At 67.3% G+C, this 19,017-nt stretch carries 17 protein-coding genes; 6 read left to right on the top strand and 11 right to left on the bottom strand.

Annotation, left to right across the window (positions count from 1 at the left end; genetic code table 11):
- Positions 1-46 precede the first annotated feature (46 nt).
- Together ACUDTM_RS18835 and ACUDTM_RS18830 are read left to right on the top strand one after the other, a co-directional pair.
- The gene (locus tag ACUDTM_RS18835; RefSeq protein ID WP_353080179.1) at positions 47-991 is read left to right on the top strand and encodes a LysR substrate-binding domain-containing protein; all 945 of its coding nucleotides are present in this window, start codon (positions 47-49) and stop codon (positions 989-991) included.
- Positions 992-1,059: 68 nt separating this feature from the next.
- A complete protein-coding gene (locus ACUDTM_RS18830; RefSeq protein WP_005415831.1) occupies positions 1,060-1,353 on the top strand; it encodes a hypothetical protein in 294 nt (97 codons plus the stop codon).
- A gap of 31 nt (positions 1,354-1,384) precedes the next feature.
- On the opposite strand, the gene ACUDTM_RS18825 is transcribed toward ACUDTM_RS18830, so the two are convergent.
- Both ACUDTM_RS18825 and ACUDTM_RS18820 read right to left on the bottom strand, forming a co-directional pair.
- Positions 1,385-2,200, bottom strand: coding sequence for a DUF4349 domain-containing protein (locus ACUDTM_RS18825; protein ID WP_188241147.1), 816 nt, complete (start codon positions 2,198-2,200; stop codon positions 1,385-1,387).
- The gene (locus tag ACUDTM_RS18820) at positions 2,197-2,553 is read right to left on the bottom strand and encodes a GFA family protein (RefSeq protein WP_072166825.1); all 357 of its coding nucleotides are present in this window, start codon (positions 2,551-2,553) and stop codon (positions 2,197-2,199) included. The genes ACUDTM_RS18825 and ACUDTM_RS18820 overlap by 4 nt, the downstream gene beginning before the upstream one ends.
- Before the next feature lie 112 nt (positions 2,554-2,665).
- Between ACUDTM_RS18820 and ACUDTM_RS18815 the strand changes: the two genes are divergently transcribed.
- Positions 2,666-4,474, top strand: a complete 1,809-nt coding sequence (locus ACUDTM_RS18815) for a DUF885 domain-containing protein (protein ID WP_072166826.1) — start codon at positions 2,666-2,668, stop codon at positions 4,472-4,474.
- A gap of 84 nt (positions 4,475-4,558) precedes the next feature.
- On the opposite strand, the gene ACUDTM_RS18810 is transcribed toward ACUDTM_RS18815, so the two are convergent.
- The 3 genes from ACUDTM_RS18810 to ACUDTM_RS18800 form a co-directional block, all read right to left on the bottom strand.
- Positions 4,559-4,795 carry a hypothetical protein gene (locus ACUDTM_RS18810; protein ID WP_088496928.1) on the bottom strand — a complete coding sequence of 79 codons (237 nt, stop codon included), beginning with the start codon at positions 4,793-4,795 and terminating at the stop codon, positions 4,559-4,561.
- A 180-nt stretch (positions 4,796-4,975) separates the two neighbouring features.
- Complete coding sequence (gene smrA, locus ACUDTM_RS18805) at positions 4,976-6,808, bottom strand: multidrug efflux ABC transporter SmrA (RefSeq protein WP_088496927.1); 1,833 nt, start codon at positions 6,806-6,808, stop codon at positions 4,976-4,978.
- Between the two features lie 155 nt (positions 6,809-6,963).
- The gene (locus ACUDTM_RS18800) at positions 6,964-8,526 is read right to left on the bottom strand and encodes a serine hydrolase (protein WP_088496926.1); all 1,563 of its coding nucleotides are present in this window, start codon (positions 8,524-8,526) and stop codon (positions 6,964-6,966) included.
- Between the two features lie 110 nt (positions 8,527-8,636).
- On the opposite strand from ACUDTM_RS18800, the gene ACUDTM_RS18795 reads away from it, so the two are divergent.
- Both ACUDTM_RS18795 and ACUDTM_RS18790 read left to right on the top strand, forming a co-directional pair.
- The gene (locus ACUDTM_RS18795) at positions 8,637-9,080 is read left to right on the top strand and encodes a VOC family protein (RefSeq protein WP_353080178.1); all 444 of its coding nucleotides are present in this window, start codon (positions 8,637-8,639) and stop codon (positions 9,078-9,080) included.
- On the top strand, positions 9,077-9,949 hold the full coding sequence (locus ACUDTM_RS18790) for a DUF72 domain-containing protein (RefSeq protein ID WP_111008399.1): 873 nt from the start codon (positions 9,077-9,079) through the stop codon (positions 9,947-9,949). The genes ACUDTM_RS18795 and ACUDTM_RS18790 overlap by 4 nt, the downstream gene beginning before the upstream one ends.
- On the opposite strand, the gene ACUDTM_RS18785 is transcribed toward ACUDTM_RS18790, so the two are convergent.
- Positions 9,870-10,484 (bottom strand): Pr6Pr family membrane protein, encoded by a 615-nt coding sequence (locus ACUDTM_RS18785; RefSeq protein WP_072166832.1) that lies wholly within the window; start codon positions 10,482-10,484, stop codon positions 9,870-9,872. The genes ACUDTM_RS18790 and ACUDTM_RS18785 overlap by 80 nt on opposite strands.
- Positions 10,485-10,563: 79 nt before the next feature.
- On the opposite strand from ACUDTM_RS18785, the gene ACUDTM_RS18780 reads away from it, so the two are divergent.
- Positions 10,564-11,511, top strand: coding sequence for a DMT family transporter (locus ACUDTM_RS18780; protein WP_005415820.1), 948 nt, complete (start codon positions 10,564-10,566; stop codon positions 11,509-11,511).
- 30 nt (positions 11,512-11,541) lie between these two features.
- Here ACUDTM_RS18780 and ACUDTM_RS18775 read toward each other — a convergent pair whose 3' ends face one another.
- The 5 genes from ACUDTM_RS18775 to ACUDTM_RS18755 form a co-directional block, all read right to left on the bottom strand.
- Entirely contained in the window at positions 11,542-12,702 is a 1,161-nt protein-coding gene (locus ACUDTM_RS18775) for an AAA family ATPase (RefSeq protein WP_061479505.1), read from the bottom strand.
- Positions 12,703-12,819: 117 nt separating this feature from the next.
- Positions 12,820-13,890: a sensor domain-containing diguanylate cyclase gene (locus ACUDTM_RS18770; RefSeq protein ID WP_227836659.1), complete on the bottom strand. Its 1,071-nt coding sequence runs from the start codon at positions 13,888-13,890 to the stop codon at positions 12,820-12,822.
- A 134-nt stretch (positions 13,891-14,024) separates the two neighbouring features.
- The gene (locus ACUDTM_RS18765) at positions 14,025-14,747 is read right to left on the bottom strand and encodes a pseudouridine synthase (RefSeq protein ID WP_019659152.1); all 723 of its coding nucleotides are present in this window, start codon (positions 14,745-14,747) and stop codon (positions 14,025-14,027) included.
- Between the two features lie 34 nt (positions 14,748-14,781).
- Entirely contained in the window at positions 14,782-16,446 is a 1,665-nt protein-coding gene (locus tag ACUDTM_RS18760) for a sensor domain-containing diguanylate cyclase (protein WP_353080177.1), read from the bottom strand.
- Between the two features lie 108 nt (positions 16,447-16,554).
- The gene (locus ACUDTM_RS18755; protein WP_111201440.1) at positions 16,555-18,978 is read right to left on the bottom strand and encodes a putative bifunctional diguanylate cyclase/phosphodiesterase; all 2,424 of its coding nucleotides are present in this window, start codon (positions 18,976-18,978) and stop codon (positions 16,555-16,557) included.
- Positions 18,979-19,017 lie beyond the last annotated feature (39 nt).

The raw sequence follows: 19,017 nt of genomic DNA, 5'->3' as shown, positions 1-19,017 counted from the left end.
AGCGCGTAGTATCGCTGTCAGCCACAAATATGGTTTGAGGCTCGACATGCTGCTCCGTCCTTCCCTGCTCCCCGCACTGGCCGTGTTCGCGGTCGCCGCACGCCACCAGAATTTCGCCCAGGCCGCGCAGGAGCTGCACCTGACCGCCAGCGCGGTCAGTCACCACGTGCGCCGCCTGGAAGAAGTACTTGAAGTTCGCCTGTTCCTGCGCCACGCCCGCGGCGTGCGCCTGACCGCCGAGGGTCGGCAGCTGGCCGACGCCGCCAGCGCCGCCTTCACCGATGTCGCGGCGGTGGCCCATCACCTGCAACCGGATGCCGACAGCGTGCCGCTGCGGATCACCACGCTGCGCTCGCTCTCGTACTGCTGGCTGCTGCCGCGACTGCCACGCTTCACCCAGGCCTATCCACACATCCGCATCGAGCTGCACACCGGCAGCGGGCTGGATCGCTACGACGACAACGGACCGGAAGTCGGCATCCGCTACGGGCTGGGCCAATGGCCGGGCCTGCGTGCACAGCACCTGATGGATGACTTCCTGTTCCCGGTGGCCTCACCGGCGCTGGCCGGGGTCGAAGCACTGGTTGATCCGGCGCGCATCGCCGGCCTGCCGCTGCTGACCGACCTGTCGCCGCAGGGCTGGCGTGACTGGTTCCGCCACGCCGGTGTGCGCCCACCGTCGCCCCTGCCGCCGATGCACACGTTCGCCGACAGCACCGACGCGATGCGTGCGGCGGTGTATGGCATGGGCGCGGTGCTGGCGCGCACCCACATCGTCCAGCCCTACCTGCAGCGCTACGAGGTGGTGCGCCTGCCCGGTCCGGCATTGAAGGCACGCTATGCCTACCACGTGGTGCACGCAGAAGGGCAACCGCCGAGCCCGGCCGCGCGCCTGTTCATCGACTGGTTGCTGGAACAGGCGCAGGACGAGCGCACGCCGGTCCCGGCATTGCCGGACAGCCTGCTCGGGCGGCCGGCGACGCACGCCTGACTGCGCCCTCACCCGTTCTTTGCCTCACGCTGGCTAGGCTGCTGGCGAACCCACAACGTACCTATGCCATGGCCATGCTGCGACTGCGCATCACCGGAACCGAAGACGACGCCCGCGCCATCAGCGACCTGCTGCTCGGCCTGGACGGCATCGAACATGTCGAGGAAACCGACGACCTGATGCCGCATATGGACGACGACGATTCCAGTTCGGCCGGGCTGTCCGATGACATCGGCCCGGGCATCCACGAGTTGGAAGTGGAAGTCGGCAATGAAAGCACCGCGCAGAAGGTGCGCGATGCGGTGCAGGAACTGGCGCTGGAGCTGGATGTGTTCGTCGAGTACGAGACCGACGAGGGCTGATGCCGGCTGACGGCCGGCATCGGCCTTCACCTCAGGGGTTGGGCGGTAGCTTGCGACGGCGGCGACGCCACCCTGCCCGCACACCCCAGGCCGCGATCAAGGCCAGCACCGCCACCGGCAGCAGCGCGGCAGCAGCGCGGATCAGGAACGCGATGCTGGTGCTGAGGATGCCGCCCGACTCGCTCAGCGCCTCACCGATCTCGCTGCGGCTGCGCTGGCCAGAGGTGGTGTCGAAGTGGATCGCCACCAGCTGGGTATCGATGCGCCGGCGCTGCTGCGCAGCATCCTTGTTGGCCTGCTCGACACCCGCCTCGATCTCTGACAGGCGCGTGGTGATCGCCATCAGGTCTTCGATCTTCAGGTCCTTGCGGTCCTGGTAGGACAGCAGGCGGGCGTGCTCCTTCTCAAGCCGCGCCTTGGTCAATGCCGTGTCGGCCACCGCCTGCGCGAGATCCTCGGCGCGCGTATTGCGCGACTGCAGCTTGCCGCCTTCACCAGCCATCGCGATCAGCGGCTCGGTACCCTTCGGCGCGACGCGCACCTTGACCTCGCCGCTGGGCTGCTCGCCGCCGTGCTGCTCGACCTGCAACACTGCACAGTCGCCGAACTTCGCGCTCTGGCAGGCCTGAGCGATCTGCTGGATGCGCGGTGCTATCTGCGCCGCTTCCAGCTGCACCTGCACGTCATGTTCGTAGGCCAGGAATGCGCCTTCCGGCGACGCGATGGCAGCCTCGGCGGCCGTGGCGCCCGCATCCCCCACCATGTCGCCCTGCTTGGCGCAGGCGCCCAGCGCCAGCAGCAGTACCGGCAGCGCCGCCCTGCGCGTCCACGCTCGCACCGGCCTCACAGTGCCGCTCCGTCGTAGGAGGTCACCGAAAGGCCCGCCAGATCGACCTGCGGCACGCAGCGCACGTTCACCGCCACCATCGGTGTGCCGGTACGCGGATCGACCGCTTCGCTGTAGGGCGCGATACCGCATTCGCGGCAGTGGTGGTGGTCGATGTGGGCCTTGTTGAAGTGGTAGGTGGCCACGTCAGCCGGATCGGTGGCCAGCTGGAACGCCGCACGCGGGGCGAACCACAGCAGGCTGCCGCGACGCCGGCACATCGAACAGTTGCAGTCGATGACGTCGCTGATCGGCGCCTCGGCCTGCACGGTGAATGCGATCCTGCCGCAATGGCAGCTTCCCTGGTATTCCATGTCCTGCGCTCCTTTGGAGGGTCCTTGAATCGGCCCATGGTAATCCTATGGCACGGGGACAAAGCAGCAACGGGGCCCTATGCTCAGGGTTTGACCCCGTACAGGAATGCCGATGCGCCCGCATCTTCTTGCCCTCGCCCTGGTCGCCGCGCTGGCCGGTTGCCAGCCGGCCGACGCCCCGACCAACGCTTCCACCCCGGCCGCCAGCCAGCAGGCAGGTGACGCGGCGGTCGATGCCGCCTTCGCCGATCTGTCCAAGCGCGCCATGGACACCTGGATGCAGCTGTCGCCGGTCAGCGCCACCCAGATCGGTGACCACCGCTACGACAGCGAGCTGGACGACCTGAGCGCCGCCGGCCAGCAGAAGACCGTGGCCGCCTACAAGGCGCTGCTGGGCGAGCTGGACAAGATCGAAGTGGCCAAGCTGGGCCGCGAGAACCAGGTGGACGCGGCGATCCTGCGCAACCAGCTGCAGTCGGAAATCTGGAACGCTGAAGTGCTGCAGTCCGGCAAGTGGGACCCGCAGCTGTACAACGGTATCGCCGGCAGCGCGATCTACGGCCTGATGGCGCGCGAGTTCGCACCGCTGCCGGAGCGCCTGAAGGCGGCCACCGCGCGCATGGAAAAGCTGCCGGCGATCTTCGCCCAGGCGCGCGAGAACCTGGATCCGGCCCGCGTGCCGAAGATCCATGCCGAGACCGTTGCCAAGCAGAACAAGGGCATCCTCAGCATCGTCGATACCTTCATCACCCCGCACATCGGCGAACTGCCGCAGGCCGACCAGCAGCGCCTGCAGGCGGCCATCGACGGCCTGAAGAAGGCCGTGGACGAGCAGCAGACCTGGCTGGACAAGACCCTGGTGCCGAACGCCAAGGGCGACTTCCGCATCGGTGCGGAGAAGTACGACCAGAAGCTGAAATTCGCGCTGAGCTCCTCGCTGTCTCGCCAGGAGATCGGTGAGCGTGCGCGCGCCGAACTCAAGCGCGTGCGCGAGGACATGTACGGTATCGCGCAGACCGTGCTGAAGGACAAGCCGGGTGCACCGGAGATGCCGGCCCAGCCGACCGACGAGCAGCAGCAGAAGGCGATCGAGGCCGCGCTGGAACTGGCCTACGCCGACAAGCCGGCACGCGACAAGGTTGTTGACGATGCCAAGGCCGCGCTGGAGCAGTCCACCGCGTTCGTGCGCGAGCACGATCTGATGACGCTGCCCGATGCGCCGGTGGACATCATCCTGATGCCGGAATTCCAGCGTGGCGTGGCCGTGGCCTACTGCGATTCGCCGGGCCCGCTGGACAAGAACCTGAAGACCTTCTACGCCGTGTCGCCGATTCCGGACGACTGGAGCGAGAAGCAGGTCGACTCGTTCCTGCGTGAGTACAACTCGCGCATGATCCACCTGCTCAGCATCCATGAAGGTACTCCGGGCCATTACCTGGAAGGCTGGCACTCGGCCAAGTTCCCCTCGACCCTGCGTGCGGTGCTGCGTTCGGGCCTGTTCGCCGAAGGCTGGGCGGTCTACACCGAGCGCATGATGCAGGAGCAGGGTTACCTCAACAACGATCCGCTGTTCCACCTGGTGCAGCTGAAGTTCTACCTGCGCACCATCTCCAACGCGATCCTCGACCAGGGCGTGCACGTGGACAACTGGGATCGCGAAAAGGCGATGCACCTGATGACCCACGACGCGTTCCAGCAGGAAAGCGAAGCGGCCGGCAAGTGGGTGCGCGCGCAGCTGACGTCGGCACAGCTGCCGACCTACTTCGTCGGTGCGCAGGAACACTTCGACACCCGCAAGGCGGTGCAGGAGAAGCTGGGCGACAAGTTCAACCTGAAGGCGTACCACGACCAGGTGCTGTCCTACGGCGCGCCGCCGGTGCGTTTCGCCCGCCAGCTGATGCTGGACCAGCCAATCGAGTGATCGGGACGGTGTGAGACGAAGCGGAGCGGCCCGGGGAAACCCGGGCCGCTTTCTTTGTTCGCCCCGGCTTGGGCTGCTGCCGGGTCAGAGCAGATGGATGTACATTTTCTTTGAGCCCAGCCGCAGATCCACGAAGTACTCGGCACCACAACCACGACACGCTGCAGGACAATCCTCATCACTGCCACGCTCGTTTTCCAATGAGCCAGCCACGACCGGATATCCGCACTCGAAACAGTTGAAAGCCACATGGTGGCCATGCGGATCAGCAGGGATCTGGTCACCCTCACCGTCCATCACCAGGAAATCCGTGATTCTCATTTCCACTCCCTCCCGCTGAATTGAGGACGAAAGACGAGCCGAACATCTAGCGTCAGTTGTGCGAAAGCAACGCGCGGATTGCACCACAGCGTGGCGCTTTACGTCCGCATCAGATCTCGATGCGTCGAAGCAGTTGCCTGGGCTCCGCCTCCGTGCCCCGTTCAAAAAGCCTTGAAGCAATCACTGCTCCGCAGCCACGAAACCACCGGTCTGTCGCGCCCACAAGCGCGCGTACAGGCCACCGGCCGCAATCAGTTCGGCATGGCTGCCGGTCTCGACGATGCGGCCCTGGTCCATCACCACCAGCCGGTCCATGCGCGCGATGGTCGACAACCGGTGCGCGATTGCGATCACCGTCTTGCCGCCCATCAGCTCATCCAGGCTGTCCTGGATCGCCGCTTCGACTTCCGAGTCCAGTGCCGAGGTCGCTTCGTCCAGCACCAGGATCGGCGCATCCTTCAGCAGCACGCGGGCAATGGCGATGCGCTGGCGCTGGCCACCGGACAGCTTCACGCCGCGCTCGCCGACATGCGCGTCGTAGCCACGGCGCCCCTGCCCGTCCACCAGCGTATCGATGAAGGCCTCGGCACGCGCCTTGGCTACGGCAGCACGCAGCTGCTCCTCGGTCGCATCGGGGCGGCCGTACAGCAGGTTGTCGCGGATCGAGCGATGCAGCAGCGAAGTGTCCTGGGTGACCACGCCGATCTGCTGGCGCAGGCTTTCCTGGGTGACGTAGGCGATGTCCTGGCCGTCGATCAGGATGCGGCCGCTTTCCAGGTCGTACAGGCGCAGCAGCACGTTCACCAGGGTCGACTTGCCGGCACCGGAAGGACCGACCAGGCCGATCTTCTCGCCCGGCTTCACCACCAGGTCGAGGCCGGCGATCACGCCGCCCTTCTTGCCGTAATGGAAGTGGATGTCCTGGAACTGCACGCCACCGCGGGTCACCTGCAGCGGCACCGCGTCCCCGCGGTCCTGCACGGTCAGCGGCTGGGCGATGGTGGTGATGCCATCCTGCACCGTGCCGATGTCCTCGAAAATGCCGTTGATGGTCCACATGATCCAGCCGGACATGTTGTGGATGCGGATCACCAGGCCGGTCGCCAGGGTGATCGCGCCCACGGTGATATGGCCACCATTCCACAGCCACAGCGCGAGCCCACAGGTACCGGCAATCAGGAAACCGTTGACGATGGCGATGGTCAGGTCCATGCCGGTGGTCACCCGGGTCTGCGCGCGGTGCTTGACCGCCAGTTCCTGGATCGACTCGGCCACGTAGGCCTGCTCGCGCCCGCCATGGGCGAACAGCTTCAGCGTGGGAATGTTGGTGTAGCCATCGACGATGCGGCCCATCGCCTTGGAGCGCGCTTCGGACGCAATCCAGGCCCGTTCCTTCGCGCGCGGCACGAAGTAGACCATGATCACCGCATAGGCGAGCAGCCACAGGACCAGCGGCACCATCAACCGCCAGTCCGCCTGCGCGAACAGGTACAGCGCCGTGCCGGTATAGACCACGATATACCAGAGCGAATCGACCATCTGCACCGCCGACTCGCGCAGCGAGGTACCGGTCTGCATAACCCGGTTGGCGACACTGCCGGCGAAGTCGTTCTGGAAGAAGCTCAGGCTCTGCCGAACCACGTAGTTGTGCATCAGCCAGCGCGAGCGGTTGCTCAGGCCGGGCACGATCGCCTGGTTGACCAGCAGGTTGTGCAGGCCCACCAGGATCGGCCGCGCGATGACCGTGATGAACAGCATCCAGCCCAGTTCATTGGCATGGCGCTTGAAGAAATCGGCACCGGGCTGCTCGGCGACCATGTCGACGATGCGGCCCAGGTAGTCGAACATGGCCACTTCCACCAGCGCCAGCAGCAGACCGGCAATCAGGGTCGCCAGCAGCACCGGCCAGACCGGGCGCAGGTAGTGCAGGTAGAACGGCAGCACCTTGCGCGGTGGCATGCGCCCATCCACGGGCGGGAAAACCGGGATCAGGGATTCAAACCAACGGAACATCGCATTCCCTCGCCATCAATAGCCGGCGGAGTATCCCACGCCGGATGTGTACGCCGGCCGACGATGCCGTGGCGCCGGTAGTGCCGGCCGCCGGCCGGCAACCTCGCGACGTTTCCAGGGATCATGAGGTTGCCGGCCAGCGGCCGGCGCTACCCTCATTCTTTGACCGGGGTGAACAGCAGGTCCTGGAAATCGAAACTGAAATCGGTCAGGTCGGAAATCGGCTGCATGCGCACCTCACGCACTTTGCCATCCGGGTCCAGGCTGAAGTTCACGAACGCATCGGCGTTGAGCGAACGGTCGTCCCAGCGCACGATGAAGGTGTCGTGCTGCCAGTGCTCCAGGCGCCCGCTCAGCTGCGCGGTCTTCGCAAAGCGCAGGCGCAGGCCCTTGCCTTCGGCGCTGATCTGCATGTCGCCATACCAGCGGTCACGGAAGCTGCCGGTGTAGCCGGCCAGCGCCAGCGATGGCCTGCTGCCCTTGTCGCGTGCGCTCTGGTGCTTGGCCCAGGCCTCGTCGGCCTTGTCCTGACCCTTGGCCACGGCCTTGGCATAGGCGTCCACCCAATCGTGCTTTTCTCCGCCCAGGTAAGCGTCAAGCACGCTCAGGGTGATCGCATTGAACGCCGCACCCACTTCCTGGTTGGTCAGCACCACCACGCCCAGCTTCTCGCCTGGCACCAGGGTCAACCGCGAGACCATGCCCGGCCAGCCACCGGTGTGCCAGACCAGCTTCTGCCCGCGGTAGTCGCTCAGGCTCCAGCCTTCGCCATAGCCGGCGAAGTTGGCCCGCGCCGGTGCCAGCTCCGGAACGCTCGGCGCCGGGATCGACTGCGGGGTGATCATCCGCCACATCTGCTGCTGGCTCTTCTCGCTGAACAACGGCGTGCCGTCAGCCAGCTTGCCTTCTGCCAGCTGCACCTGCATCCAGCGCGCCATGTCGTGCGCGCTGGAATAGATGCCACCGGCGCCGGCATTGTTCGACCAGGTCAGCGGTGCAACGGTGCGCAGGTCCTTGAAATCGTACTTGGCGTGGCCGACCGCCGCCTTGTCACCTGGCTTCAGGTGGTCGGCGTTGTAGCGCGTGCCGGCCATCCCCACCTTGTCGAAGATGCGCGTCTGCAGGAACTGCTGGTAGCTCATGCCGGACACGCGCTCGATCACCTGTTGGGCGACCGCGTACAGGATATTGTCGTAGGCATAGCTTTCGCGGAAGCCGCCCTTCAGCGGCACCCTGCCCAGTCGCTCCACCACTTCGGCGTTGCTGTAGGAGGTAGCCGGCCAGAACAGCAGGTCACCGGCGCCCAGGCTCAGCCCGCTGCGATGCGACAGCAGGTCGCGGATCGTCATCTGCCCGGTCACGAACGGATCGGACATGCGGAACGACGGCAGGTGGTCGATCACCTTGTCATCCATCTTCAGCTTGCCGTCCTCGGCCAGCAGGTTCAGCGAGGTGGCGGTGAACGCCTTGGTATTGGAAGCGATGGCAAACAGGGTGTCGGCCTGCACCGGTTCCGGCTTGCCCTGCTCGCGCACGCCCCAGCCACGTTCCAGCACCACCTGGCCGTCCTTGACCACGGCCACGGCGATGCCGGGCACGTCGAACTGCGTGCGCACGCGCTCGACGGTCGCATCCAGGTCCTGCAGCTGCTGCGGGGTCGCCGCATTGGCCATGGTCGTGCACGCCAGCAGCACGGCTCCTCCGATCCAGGTTTTCATCGAGCACCATCTCCGAACAGGGGTAGCGGCCATGTGCAGGCCGTCACCGGGGTTTCGCAGGATGGTAACGGTCGCCGATGCACCCTGCCCCGTGCCATAGGAGGGGTGTCATGGGCGGCAACGGCCAACCAAGCAACGGCTCCACCATCATTCCGTGCCTGCGCTACCGCGACGCGCTGGCCGCCATCGACTGGCTGCAACGGGCCTTCGGCTTCCATGCCCAGGCCGTGCATGCCGATGGCGATACGGTTTTCCATGCCCAGCTCACCTTCGGCAACGGCATGATCATGCTCGGCTCGGCCAACAACCAGAGCGCGTGGAGCGAACACGCGGTCCTGCCCGGAGAAGTCGGCGGCCGCCAGACCCAGAGTGCCTGCGTGATCGTCACCGATGTCGATGCGCACTATGCGCGGGCCAAGGCGGCTGGAGCGCGCATCGTCATCGACATTGCCGACCAGGACTACGGCGGCCGCGGCTATGCCTGTGCCGATCCTGAAGGCTACCTGTGGTGGTTCTGCAGCTACGACCCCTGGCGCGAGGACCACAGCCAGTGACCGCTGCCGGCCAGATGGCGATCCGCTGCGGTATTGGCGGCTGGGTGTTTCCCGAGTGGCGCGGCGGCATGTTCTATCCGGTGGGACTGCCGCAGCGCGAGGAACTGGCCCATGCCAGCCGCGCCCTGCGCTGCATCGAGATCAACGGCACCTTCTACCGCACGCCGACTGCGGCCCAGTGCGCGCAGTGGGCCGCGCAGACGCCGGAAGGCTTCCGTTTCTCGATGAAGGCGCCACGCTACCTGGTGCAGCGCCGCGACCTGGCCAGCACCGTGGAAGCGGCCACGCCGTTCCTGCAGGCGGCACTTGCGCTCGGTGACCGGCTCGGCCCGCTGCTGTGGCAGTTCGATCCGTACCATCCGGCCGACGCCGATGCATTGGAAGCGCTCATGGCGCAGCTGCCGAAGCAGCTCGAGGGCGTGCCGTTGCAGCACGCTCTGGAAGTGCGCAACGCCGAGGCACATGGACCGGCTCTGGTCGCCGCCGCGCGCCGCCACGGCGTGGCGCTGGTGATCGAGGACAGCGACGAGGCGCCATTGCATGGCGATGTCAGTGCGGGCTTCGTCTACGCGCGGATCAAGCGCAGCCAGGCCCGCTTGAACGAGGGCCTGCCTGCGTCCGTGCAGCAGCGTTGGGCTGAACGCGCACGACGCTGGTCACGCGGCGAGCCGGTGGACGACCTGCCCTGCCTGGCCGCGCCCGCCCCGGAAACCCCGCGCGAGGTCTACCTGCTGTGCATCGGTGCCGGCAAGGCCCGCAACCCGGCCGCAGCGATGGCCCTGCAGCGCCTCATCGACGGCGCCAGCGGTCCAGCCCCCACAGCAGGGTCCACCCCACCACGAACACGCCCGCAACGCGCAGCACGTTGAGCAGGAAGGCCGCCAGCCCCAGGCGTTGCAGTTCGAGGAACGGATACGGCGCCTGTCCGGTCATTGCAGCGACCAGCATCGCCCAGCCGAGGTAGACCAGTGGTACCAGCAGCACACCGCCCAGCGCGCGCCAGCGCAGCGCCCCATGCGGCAGCAGCCACCACCACCCCAGCAGATACAGCGCCGGCACAGCGTAGTGCAGGCCGGCATCGACCCACCATTGCAGCCCGGTGGGCTGCCACAGCCCCTGCAACGCCAGCACGTAGATGCACGCGGTCACCCCGATGCACAACGCGATCACCGCGGCGACAGTCGTGTCCAGCACACCCGCACGGATCAGCCTGACGCATCCCAGGCACACCGCCAGGTTGCTGAGAATCGTGAAGTAACCAACGAAGCGCAGTGTCGCCATGCCGACCCCGGCAGCCGCCCCGGGGCCGCGTAGCAGCAACAGGTATTGCAGCAGCAAGGCGGTGGCGGCCACCAGTGCAGTCAGTGCTGCCCATGCACGCAGGGCGGAGCGGTTGGCAGCCATTGCAGGGTTCCCCTGAGGAGTTTCAGCGAGCATGCCACAGGCGTCGCCGGCGACCATACGATTGCCTCACAATAGGCCGATGAGCACACCCGACACCCGCAAAGCGCTGTGGCAGATCCATTTCTGTGTCCTGCTGTGGGGCATCACGGCCATCCTCGGCAAGCTGATCACCCTGCCCGCACTGCCGCTGGTGTGGTGGCGCATGCTGCTGGTGACGGCGATGCTGGCCCTGCTGCCGCGGGTCTGGCGCGGGTTGCGCACCCTGCCCCCGCGGCTGGTCGCCGGCTACGCCGGTATCGGCGCGCTGGTCGCCCTGCACTGGCTGACGTTCTACGGCGCGGTGAAGCTGGCCAATGCCTCGGTGGCTGCCACCTGCATCGCACTGGCACCGGTGTTCACCTCGATCATCGAGCCGTGGGTGGCCAAGCGGCCGTTCCAGCTGCGTGAGCTGGCGTTTGGCCTGGCGGTGCTGCCGGGTGTTGCGCTGGTGGTCGGTGGCGTGCCCGATGGCATGCGCCTGGGTGTGTTGATCGGCGCGATCTCGGCGCTGCTGGTGGCGGTGTTCGGTTCGCTCAACAAGCGCATGGTCAGCCATGCCGATCCGCTCACGGTCACCGCGCTGGAGCTGGGTGCCGGCACCCTCACACTGACCCTGCTGGCGCCGCTGATGCCCTATCTGCTGCCGGCGCTGGCCAGCCCGCTGTGGGTGGTCCCGAATCTGCACGACGGGATCCTGCTGCTGGTGCTGGCCGGATTCTGCACGCTGCTGCCGTTCGCCCTGGCCCTGGTCGCACTGCGCCACCTGAGCGCCTACACGGTGCAGCTGGTGACCAACCTGGAGCCGGTCTATGCGGTGGTACTGGCGGTGGTGCTGCTGCGCGAGCAGCACGAAGTCACCCCGTGGTTCTACCTGGGCGTGGCGATCATCGTCGGCGCGGTGTTCCTGCATCCGCTGCTGAACCGCCGCAAGCCGGTGCAGCATCCGGAAATCCTCGGCACGGCCGAAGCGCGCAACATCGCCGATTGAGTGCATCCACGCATGGCGTGGATGGCCGCATCAGCGCTGCGGCCAATGCCAGGCCGGCGCATCCAGCAGGCCCTGCCCGCTCAACAGCGTGCGGCCCTGTTCCTTGTACAGATGCAGCGAATGGCACCCTGGCGCCTGTTCCAACGCCGCGATCAGCCGGCTGGCGTGCGACACCACCCATACCTGGCTGCGCGCACTGGCTGCGATGATGAGCCGCGCCAGCGCCGGCAGCAGGTCCGGGTGCAGGCTGGTCTCCGGTTCGTTGAGCACCATCAGCGGCGGTGGGCGTGGTGTGTGCAGCGCCGCCGCCAGCAGCAGGAAGCGCAGCGTGCCGTCGGAGAGCTCGGCCATCGACAATGGCCGCAGCAACCCAGGTTGGTGGAAGCGCAGCGCCAGGCGTCCATCCAGCGCCTCGAAATCGACCGTGGCGCCCGGGAACGCGTCATCGACGCTGCGTGCCAACGCAACCGGGTCGCCGATCTCGAGGATGGTCACCCAGGCCGCCGCCAGGTCCCGGCCATCGTGATGCAGCACCGGCGTGCGCGTGGCCATCGCCGGTTGCCGCGCCGGGGCATCGCCATCGCTGCGGAAATGGTCATAGAAGCGCCAGCAACGGATGTACTCACGCAGGGTGATCGTTTCGGGCATGCGCTGCGGATCGCCGACCTGGGTGAACAGGCTGTCGAACAGCGACAACCGGTCATCCACCAGATCCCAACCGCGCGCATGGCGCTGCCGCACCATCGCCCCGCGACGATCGACCAGCTGGTTGGCGCTGCGCAGGAACGGCCCCGCCCAGATCGCCTCGGCCTTGATCTGCGGGTCCAGCGCAAACGCCGAACGGCTGGGCGGCGGGTAGCCGAGATCGATGGCGTAGCCGAATTCGTCGGTGGTGAAGCCGAGCTTCAATCCCACCGATTCCTGGCGTGGGCCGCCCTGCAAGGGGATTTCGCCGGCAGCAACCCGACGGTCTATTTTTTCCGGGCCCGCCCACAGCGCCGAGCCCAGCCCACCTTCGCGGGCCAGCACCGCCGCGACGCCGCCCTGCGCGGTCTCGGCCAGCAGGCGCAGCGCGCGGTAGAGGCTGGACTTGCCACTGCCATTGTCGCCGGTCACCACATTCAACTGCTGCAGCGGCAATACCAACCCGTGCAGCGAGCGATAGTGGGCGATGGCCAGGGTCTGCAACATGGTCGGCGTCCGGGAAAACAGGGCGTCATGCTGCCCGCTCTTGATCGCAGGCGCTGCGACGCGATGTGAATCGGGAAGAGCATCCACGCATGGCGTGGATCTACCGGGCGGGGCGCTTCAGCCCGCTACTTCCACCCGGTTGCGGCCATTGCCCTTGGCCCGGTACAGCGCCTTGTCGGCACGTGCCAGCGTGTCGTCCACGCTTTCACCGGGCTGGTGCTGGGCGATGCCGATACTGATCGTGACCGGGAAGCCCAGTGGCAGGTCGGCCACGGCCAGGCGCAGGAACTCGCACTGAAGTTCGGCGGTGCGCAGGTCGGTTGCGGGCATCACTGCCACGAACTCCTCGCCGCCATAGCGCGCCGCCATGCCACGGCCGGCAAAGTGCGACCGCAGCAGCGCGCCCAGTTCGGCCAGCACGCGGTCGCCGGTGGCGTGGCCCTGGAAGTCGTTGATGTGCTTGAAATGATCGATGTCCAGCAGCGCGACGCAGGCCTCAGCGGGCTGCTCCCCGGTCATCGCCACGGCCTCGTCCAGCGCCGCTGCCATCGCGCGGCGGTTCGGCAGGCCGGTCAGCGCATCAGTGCGGCTCTGCTCGGCCAGGTCGGCGTGCTGCGCCAGCAGCACGTCGTGGTACTCCGACAGCAGGCGCTCATAATCATCGCGTTCCAGCATGTGGTTCTGGATGTCGAGCGCGAAACGGCGCAACTCCATCACCAGCATCACCTGCCGCGACAGTGCGGCCAGCGCCTCGGCCTTGTCGCTGGCCAGGTGTTGCGGCTGTGCGTCGAACACGCACAGCGTACCCAGCGGCAAGCCGTCGGAGCTGATCAGCGGCGCGCCGGCATAGAAGCGGATGTGCGGATCGCCGACCACCACCGGATTGTCGTGGAAGCGCACATCCTGCAGCGCATCCTCGACCACCATGATCTGCTGCGGCTGCAGGATGGCATGGCCACACATCGATTCGCTGCGCAGGTTTTCCGCCGCATCGATGCCCTGGATCGACTTGAACCATTGCCGTTCGACATCGATCAGGGTCACCGCCGCCATCGAGGTGCCGCAGACCGCCTTGGCGATCACCACCAGGTCGTCGAAGGATTTTTCACGCTCCGAATCGAGGATGCGGTAGCGGTACAGCGCCTCGAGCCGAAGGGCTTCGTTGGCGGGCTTGTCGGGCTTGATCATGCAACGTCACGTTCCGGCAGGTCACCGCGAAGTCTAGCGGAAGCCGGTGCGCAATCCGCATGGCAGGTCGTGCCGGCCGTTGGCCGGCATCCCGGATACCTCGCGCGCCCATTGCAGCCGGCCAGCGGCGGGCACTACCAGTCCAGCTGCTTCGGCAGCAGGCCCTGCAGCTCCTGCTCGGTCAGGTTGCGCCACTGGCCCGGCTTCAGCGCGCCAATCTTGATGTTGTCGATGCGCACGCGGCGCAGCTGGGTCACGCGATAGCCGAACTCGGCGGCCATCAGGCGGATCTGCCGGTTCAGGCCCTGCTGCAGGGTGATGCGGAAACCGAACTTGGCGATGCGCGAAGTCTTGCATGGCAGCGTCATCTGGTCGTGGATGCGCACACCACGCGCCATGCCGCGCAGGAACTCATCGGTGACCGGCTTGTTGACCGCCACCAGGTACTCCTTCTGGTGGCCATTCTCGGCACGCAGGATCTGGTTGACGATGTCGCCGTTGCTGGTCATCAGGATCAGGCCTTCGGAGTCCTTGTCGAGGCGGCCGATCGGGAAGATGCGCTGTTCATGGCCGACGAAGTCGACGATGTTGCCCTTGACCGACGTCTCGGTGGTGCAGGTGACGCCGACCGGCTTGTTCAGCGCGATGTAGACGTGGCGGCGGGCGCCGGGCTTGCGGGCCACGCGCGCGCGCAGTGGCTGGCCATCCACCAGCACCTGGTCTTCCTCGCCCACCACCGCGCCGGTGCCGGCCGGATGGCCGTTGACGGTGACCCGGCGGGCGGCGATCAGGCGATCGGCCTCGCGGCGGGAGCAGAAGCCGGTGTCGGCGATGTGTTTGTTGAGTCGGGTGGTCATCGCCCTATTATCCGGCATCGCCGCCCGCCGCGCTTCATGCCAGGCCGGGTGGATCGAGTTCTTCGCCGTCGAACACCCGGTTGCGGCCGGCACGCTTGGCCACGTACATGGCATGGTCGGCCCGGCGCAGCAGCGCGGCGAGATCGTCCTCGCCCGGCCGCCACTGCGCCAGGCCGATGCTGGCGGTGACCTCCAGGCCGGGCACCTGCAGCGCCCGGGCCACCTCCGTGATGTGCCGGCGCAGGCGATCCAGGCGCGCCGACGCCGCCTCGCGGGGCATGCCCGGCATCAGCAGCAGGAACTCTTCGCCGCCCATCCGCACTACCTGGTCCTTGCTGCGTACCGCGGCACGCAATGCACGCGCCACCGCCACCAGCACCTGGTCCCCCACGGCGTGGCCATGGCGGTCATTGATGTCCTTGAACAGATCGATATCGAGGAAGCCGATCACCAGCGGGCCACGTTCGCGGTCAACCTGCTCCAGGTGGCGGGCCAGCTGCTGCAGGCCGGCACGGCGGTTGGGCAGGCCGGTCAGGCCATCGGTCTCGGCCAGCTGGCGCAGTTCATCGCGCTGCTGGCGCAGGCGACCCAGCCGCTGGTTCAGTGCGTAGGCGGCCATCATCAGCAGCCAGGTCACCGCCAGCTGCAGGGCCTCCACGCGGTATTCCAGCAACCACGCCGCGCGGCAGGCGTCGGCCAGGATCAACACCAGCATCGGCGCCAGCGCCGCCAGCCCCGCCTGCGCCCAGCGGTCACCGCGCAGCCGTGCCCACACCCCTGCCATCAACGCCAGGCCACAGCCCAGCAGATAGGACACCTGCAGGCCCTGCGCCACCCAGGCCAGGCTGTCCCATGGCAGCCAGGGCACCAGTGCAGCCAACACCAGCAATCCCCAAAGCGCCACCAGCTGGAACGGACGCGAACGCGGCAACAGGCGATCACCGCCATTCAGCCGCCACAGCGCCGGCAGCACCAGGGCCTGCGTGGCCGCAGTCAACACCAGCAGCCACCAGGCACCGCGCTCGCCCACCGGCAGCCAGGGTTCCGGATAGCCGCTGAGGCCACCGAGGATGGCCTGCCAAAGCACCAGCACGGTGGTACCGGCGATGTAGACCAGGAAACTGCGGTCGCGGGTGGTGAGGAAGGCCATCAGTGCCGATAACGCCAGTGCGATCGCCACGGCGATGCAGGCCGCGCGCACCAGCAGGCGGGCGGTATCGTTCTGCTGCACGGGACTGGGCGCGCCCAGCCGAAGGGTGGGTACCCAACGCGCCTTCAACGGCGTCTGCCACGACACCAGGAATGGATCGTGACTGCCCGCTGGCGGCACCGCCACCAGCCCGATGCCTGCGCGGAAGCGTGAGTCTCGGGTACGGGCATCGTGCATGTTGCCGCAGATCTCGCGATCGCCATACTGCACGCGGACTTCGCCAGCGAACACATTGAACACGTCCAGGGCCTGCGGTTGCCCCGACCAGCCGCCCGGCGGCGCAGGCACCTGCACCTGCTGCCGGTGACCGGCCAGCATGTCCGGCGTGCATGCGCGATGTGGAGTGGGTTCATCGGTGGCTGCGCCGACCAGCAGGTAATCGCGGCCGGCTTCGACGGCAGCGGCCCACAGTGGCCACGGCGTCGCCAACCACACCAGCAGCACGACCAGCACCGCCCCTGTTCCGTACTGCCACTGCCTGCCGCCCACGCCACGTCCTGTTCCTGCTTACGCCCGCGCCCACTGCGCGTCGCCCCTGGCGGGCATTATCGCAGCCGCGGCTGCAACGCATGTGTAGACCAAAGTCGCCGACGGCGTTCAACCTGCGGCGGGAGGACCTTTCACGGCCACCAGACGCACCGGCCGCAGGTCGGCCAGGGTCATCCGTTCCAGTGGCTGCGGCCGCTCGACCGCATAGCCCTGCAGGCCCTGCACCCCAAGCCGGGTCAGCGCGGCGGCGACTTCGGCGGTCTCTACCCATTCGGCCACCACCTCCATCTGCAGCTCGCGCCCCAGTTCACTGATCGCGCGCACGGTGGCGTGGCTGACTGGATCGGTATCCATGTCGCGCACGAAGGCCCCGTCGATCTTCAGGATGTCGGCCGGCAGCTGGCGCAGGTAGCCGAACGAGGACAGCCCGGAGCCGAAATCGTCCAGCGCCATCCGGCAGCCGCGCGCCTTCACCGCATCGATGAACGCGCGCGCCTGGCTGAGGTTGCTGATTGCGGCGGTCTCGGTGATCTCGAAGCACAGCTTGGAGGCCAGCGCGCGATTGCGCTCCAGCAGGTCGCAGACGAAGGCGAGGAAGCCGGGTTCGGCGATCGACTGCGCCGACACGTTGACGTTGCACAGTCCCAGCTGCCGCACATGCGCCGGGCACACCTGCAGGTGCCGGAACAACAAGCCGAGCACGTGCCGGTCCAGCGCCACGGCCATGCCATAGCGCTCCACCGCCGGCATGAACTGGCCCGGCAGGTGCAGGCTGCCATCGCTGCCGCGCATGCGTACCAGCACCTCGTAGTGCAGGTAGGTGGGATCGCCGACGCGGGCGATGCGCTGCGCATACAGCACCATGCGGTTCTCGGCCATGGCCAGACTGACGCCCTGCAGCCGCTCGGCTTCCCGGCGCCGTTCCTCCAACGCCATGCGGTTCTCGTTGAAGCAGTGCACGCGGTTGCGCCCGGCCTGCTTGGCCGCATAGCAGGCACTGTCGGCGGCGCTCATCAACCAGTTCACATCCGGTGCGTCGGCGCTGACCTCGACCACGCCGATGCTGCAGCTCAACTGCGGGCTGCCCTCGCTCACCGGGAACGTCGCCTGCCCCAGATTGCGGATCACCCGCTGCAGCACGCGCTTGGCCTCGTCCTGCCCGGCATGGGCGAGGAACACCGCGAACTCGTCCGCACCCAGCCGGCCCACCCAGTCACCATCGCGCACCGCCGCCACCAGGTAATCGGCGAAGCTGCGCAGCATCTGGTCGCCGGCGGCATGGCCGAAGCTGTCATTGACCAGCTTGAAATGGTCCAGGTTGATGTAGCACAGCGCGTGCGTACCACCTTCGCTGCGCACCTGCAACAGCGCGCGTTCCAGCAGGCGCTCGATCTCGCGCCGGTTGATCAGGCCGGTCAGCGGGTCATGGCTGGCGTGGTGCTCGATCTCGCGCGCCAGTGCATGGTTCTGGCTGACGTCTTCGATGATCGCGAACACCGACAGGCCACCGCCGGCGCTGCGCACACCGGTGCCGCTCCAGCGGCCCCAGACCAGGCTGCCATCACGACGGCGGAAGCGCAGTTCGCTCGGCCGCAGCTGGCGGTCCCAATCGATGCGCCCCACCCCGTCAATGACCAGCTCGCCGTCCATCAGCAGGTCAGCCAGCGACAGCTGCAGCAGCACGTCGCGGCGATGATCGAGGATGTCGGCCATCGCCTGGTTGGCCTCGATCACCTTGCCTTCGGTATCGAGCTTGAGCATGCCGACGTTGGCCTGGTAGAACGCTGCGCGGAAGCGGCTCTCGTGTTCGGTCAGGTCCTTGCCGACGCGGCGCGCCAGGGCCACCGCCATCAGGCTGATCGCCAGCACCGACAGGCCCGCGACCATCAACGTGGCCAGCCTCACCAGCGTCGCCATCCGCAGCAGCGCCTGCGAGAACGCCTGGCTCTGCACCTGCATCCGGCGGTCGAGATCACGCAGTTGCTGCAGGTACTGGTCACGCGTGGCTGTCAGTAAGGGGCCACCCTCGTGCCGCCGCTGCAACTCATCGACCAGGCGCTGCAGCGCCATCAGGTCCCCGTCGGTCTGCCGCCATAACGCGGTCGCTTCGCGGAAGGCACCGATATCGCGCGCGTAGCGGAACGAAAACACCAGGCGCGGAATGTCGGCGTGCGCGTTGCCCCCCTGCAGGAAGCCCTGCCGGGCCTTCTCTTCGTCAGGCTCCGCCTGTTCCAGCGCCAAGCGCGCCTGCAGATCGCCCAACGGCACCTGCAGGGCCTGGCGTGCATCGTCCAGGTCCTGGGCATCACCGCGCGCCAGGTAGCGACTGAGCGCGGCGGTCGCATCCTGCTGACCGCGCGACCAGTACCCCTGGCCGGCGATCCAGGCGGTGGAGGCCGCCTGCAGTTCCTGGATCAACGCCGACAGTGCGACCAGTCCGATCGCCATGCCGGTCAACAACGCAAATCGCAGTCCCAGCCCCCGGGTCATCGGCACCCGCCGGCTCTGTTGGTCCGTGCCACTCCTACCCATCCCGGATCCCCCCGAATGTGCTGCGGTGACAACCTCCTT

The sequence above is a fragment of the Stenotrophomonas maltophilia group sp. vghtpe118 genome, assembly GCF_052605195.1.
Note: the sequence above shows the minus strand (reverse complement) of the source record. Positions and strands in the feature narration are given on the sequence as shown.

Excerpts from the sequence above, each read along its gene's own strand:
- ACUDTM_RS18835 (WP_353080179.1), top strand. The coding sequence starts at position 47 with ATGCTGCTCCGTCCTTCCCTGCTCCCCGCACTGGCCGTGTTCGCGGTC.
- ACUDTM_RS18830 (WP_005415831.1), top strand. The coding sequence starts at position 1,060 with ATGGCCATGCTGCGACTGCGCATCACCGGAACCGAAGACGACGCCCGC.
- ACUDTM_RS18820 (WP_072166825.1), bottom strand. The coding sequence starts at position 2,553 with ATGGAATACCAGGGAAGCTGCCATTGCGGCAGGATCGCATTCACCGTG.
- ACUDTM_RS18815 (WP_072166826.1), top strand. The coding sequence starts at position 2,666 with ATGCGCCCGCATCTTCTTGCCCTCGCCCTGGTCGCCGCGCTGGCCGGT.
- ACUDTM_RS18810 (WP_088496928.1), bottom strand. The coding sequence starts at position 4,795 with ATGAGAATCACGGATTTCCTGGTGATGGACGGTGAGGGTGACCAGATC.
- smrA (WP_088496927.1), bottom strand. The coding sequence starts at position 6,808 with ATGTTCCGTTGGTTTGAATCCCTGATCCCGGTTTTCCCGCCCGTGGAT.
- ACUDTM_RS18800 (WP_088496926.1), bottom strand. The coding sequence starts at position 8,526 with ATGAAAACCTGGATCGGAGGAGCCGTGCTGCTGGCGTGCACGACCATG.
- ACUDTM_RS18795 (WP_353080178.1), top strand. The coding sequence starts at position 8,637 with ATGGGCGGCAACGGCCAACCAAGCAACGGCTCCACCATCATTCCGTGC.
- ACUDTM_RS18785 (WP_072166832.1), bottom strand. The coding sequence starts at position 10,484 with ATGGCTGCCAACCGCTCCGCCCTGCGTGCATGGGCAGCACTGACTGCA.
- ACUDTM_RS18780 (WP_005415820.1), top strand. The coding sequence starts at position 10,564 with ATGAGCACACCCGACACCCGCAAAGCGCTGTGGCAGATCCATTTCTGT.
- ACUDTM_RS18775 (WP_061479505.1), bottom strand. The coding sequence starts at position 12,702 with ATGTTGCAGACCCTGGCCATCGCCCACTATCGCTCGCTGCACGGGTTG.
- ACUDTM_RS18770 (WP_227836659.1), bottom strand. The coding sequence starts at position 13,890 with ATGATCAAGCCCGACAAGCCCGCCAACGAAGCCCTTCGGCTCGAGGCG.
- ACUDTM_RS18765 (WP_019659152.1), bottom strand. The coding sequence starts at position 14,747 with ATGACCACCCGACTCAACAAACACATCGCCGACACCGGCTTCTGCTCC.
- ACUDTM_RS18755 (WP_111201440.1), bottom strand. The coding sequence starts at position 18,978 with ATGGGTAGGAGTGGCACGGACCAACAGAGCCGGCGGGTGCCGATGACC.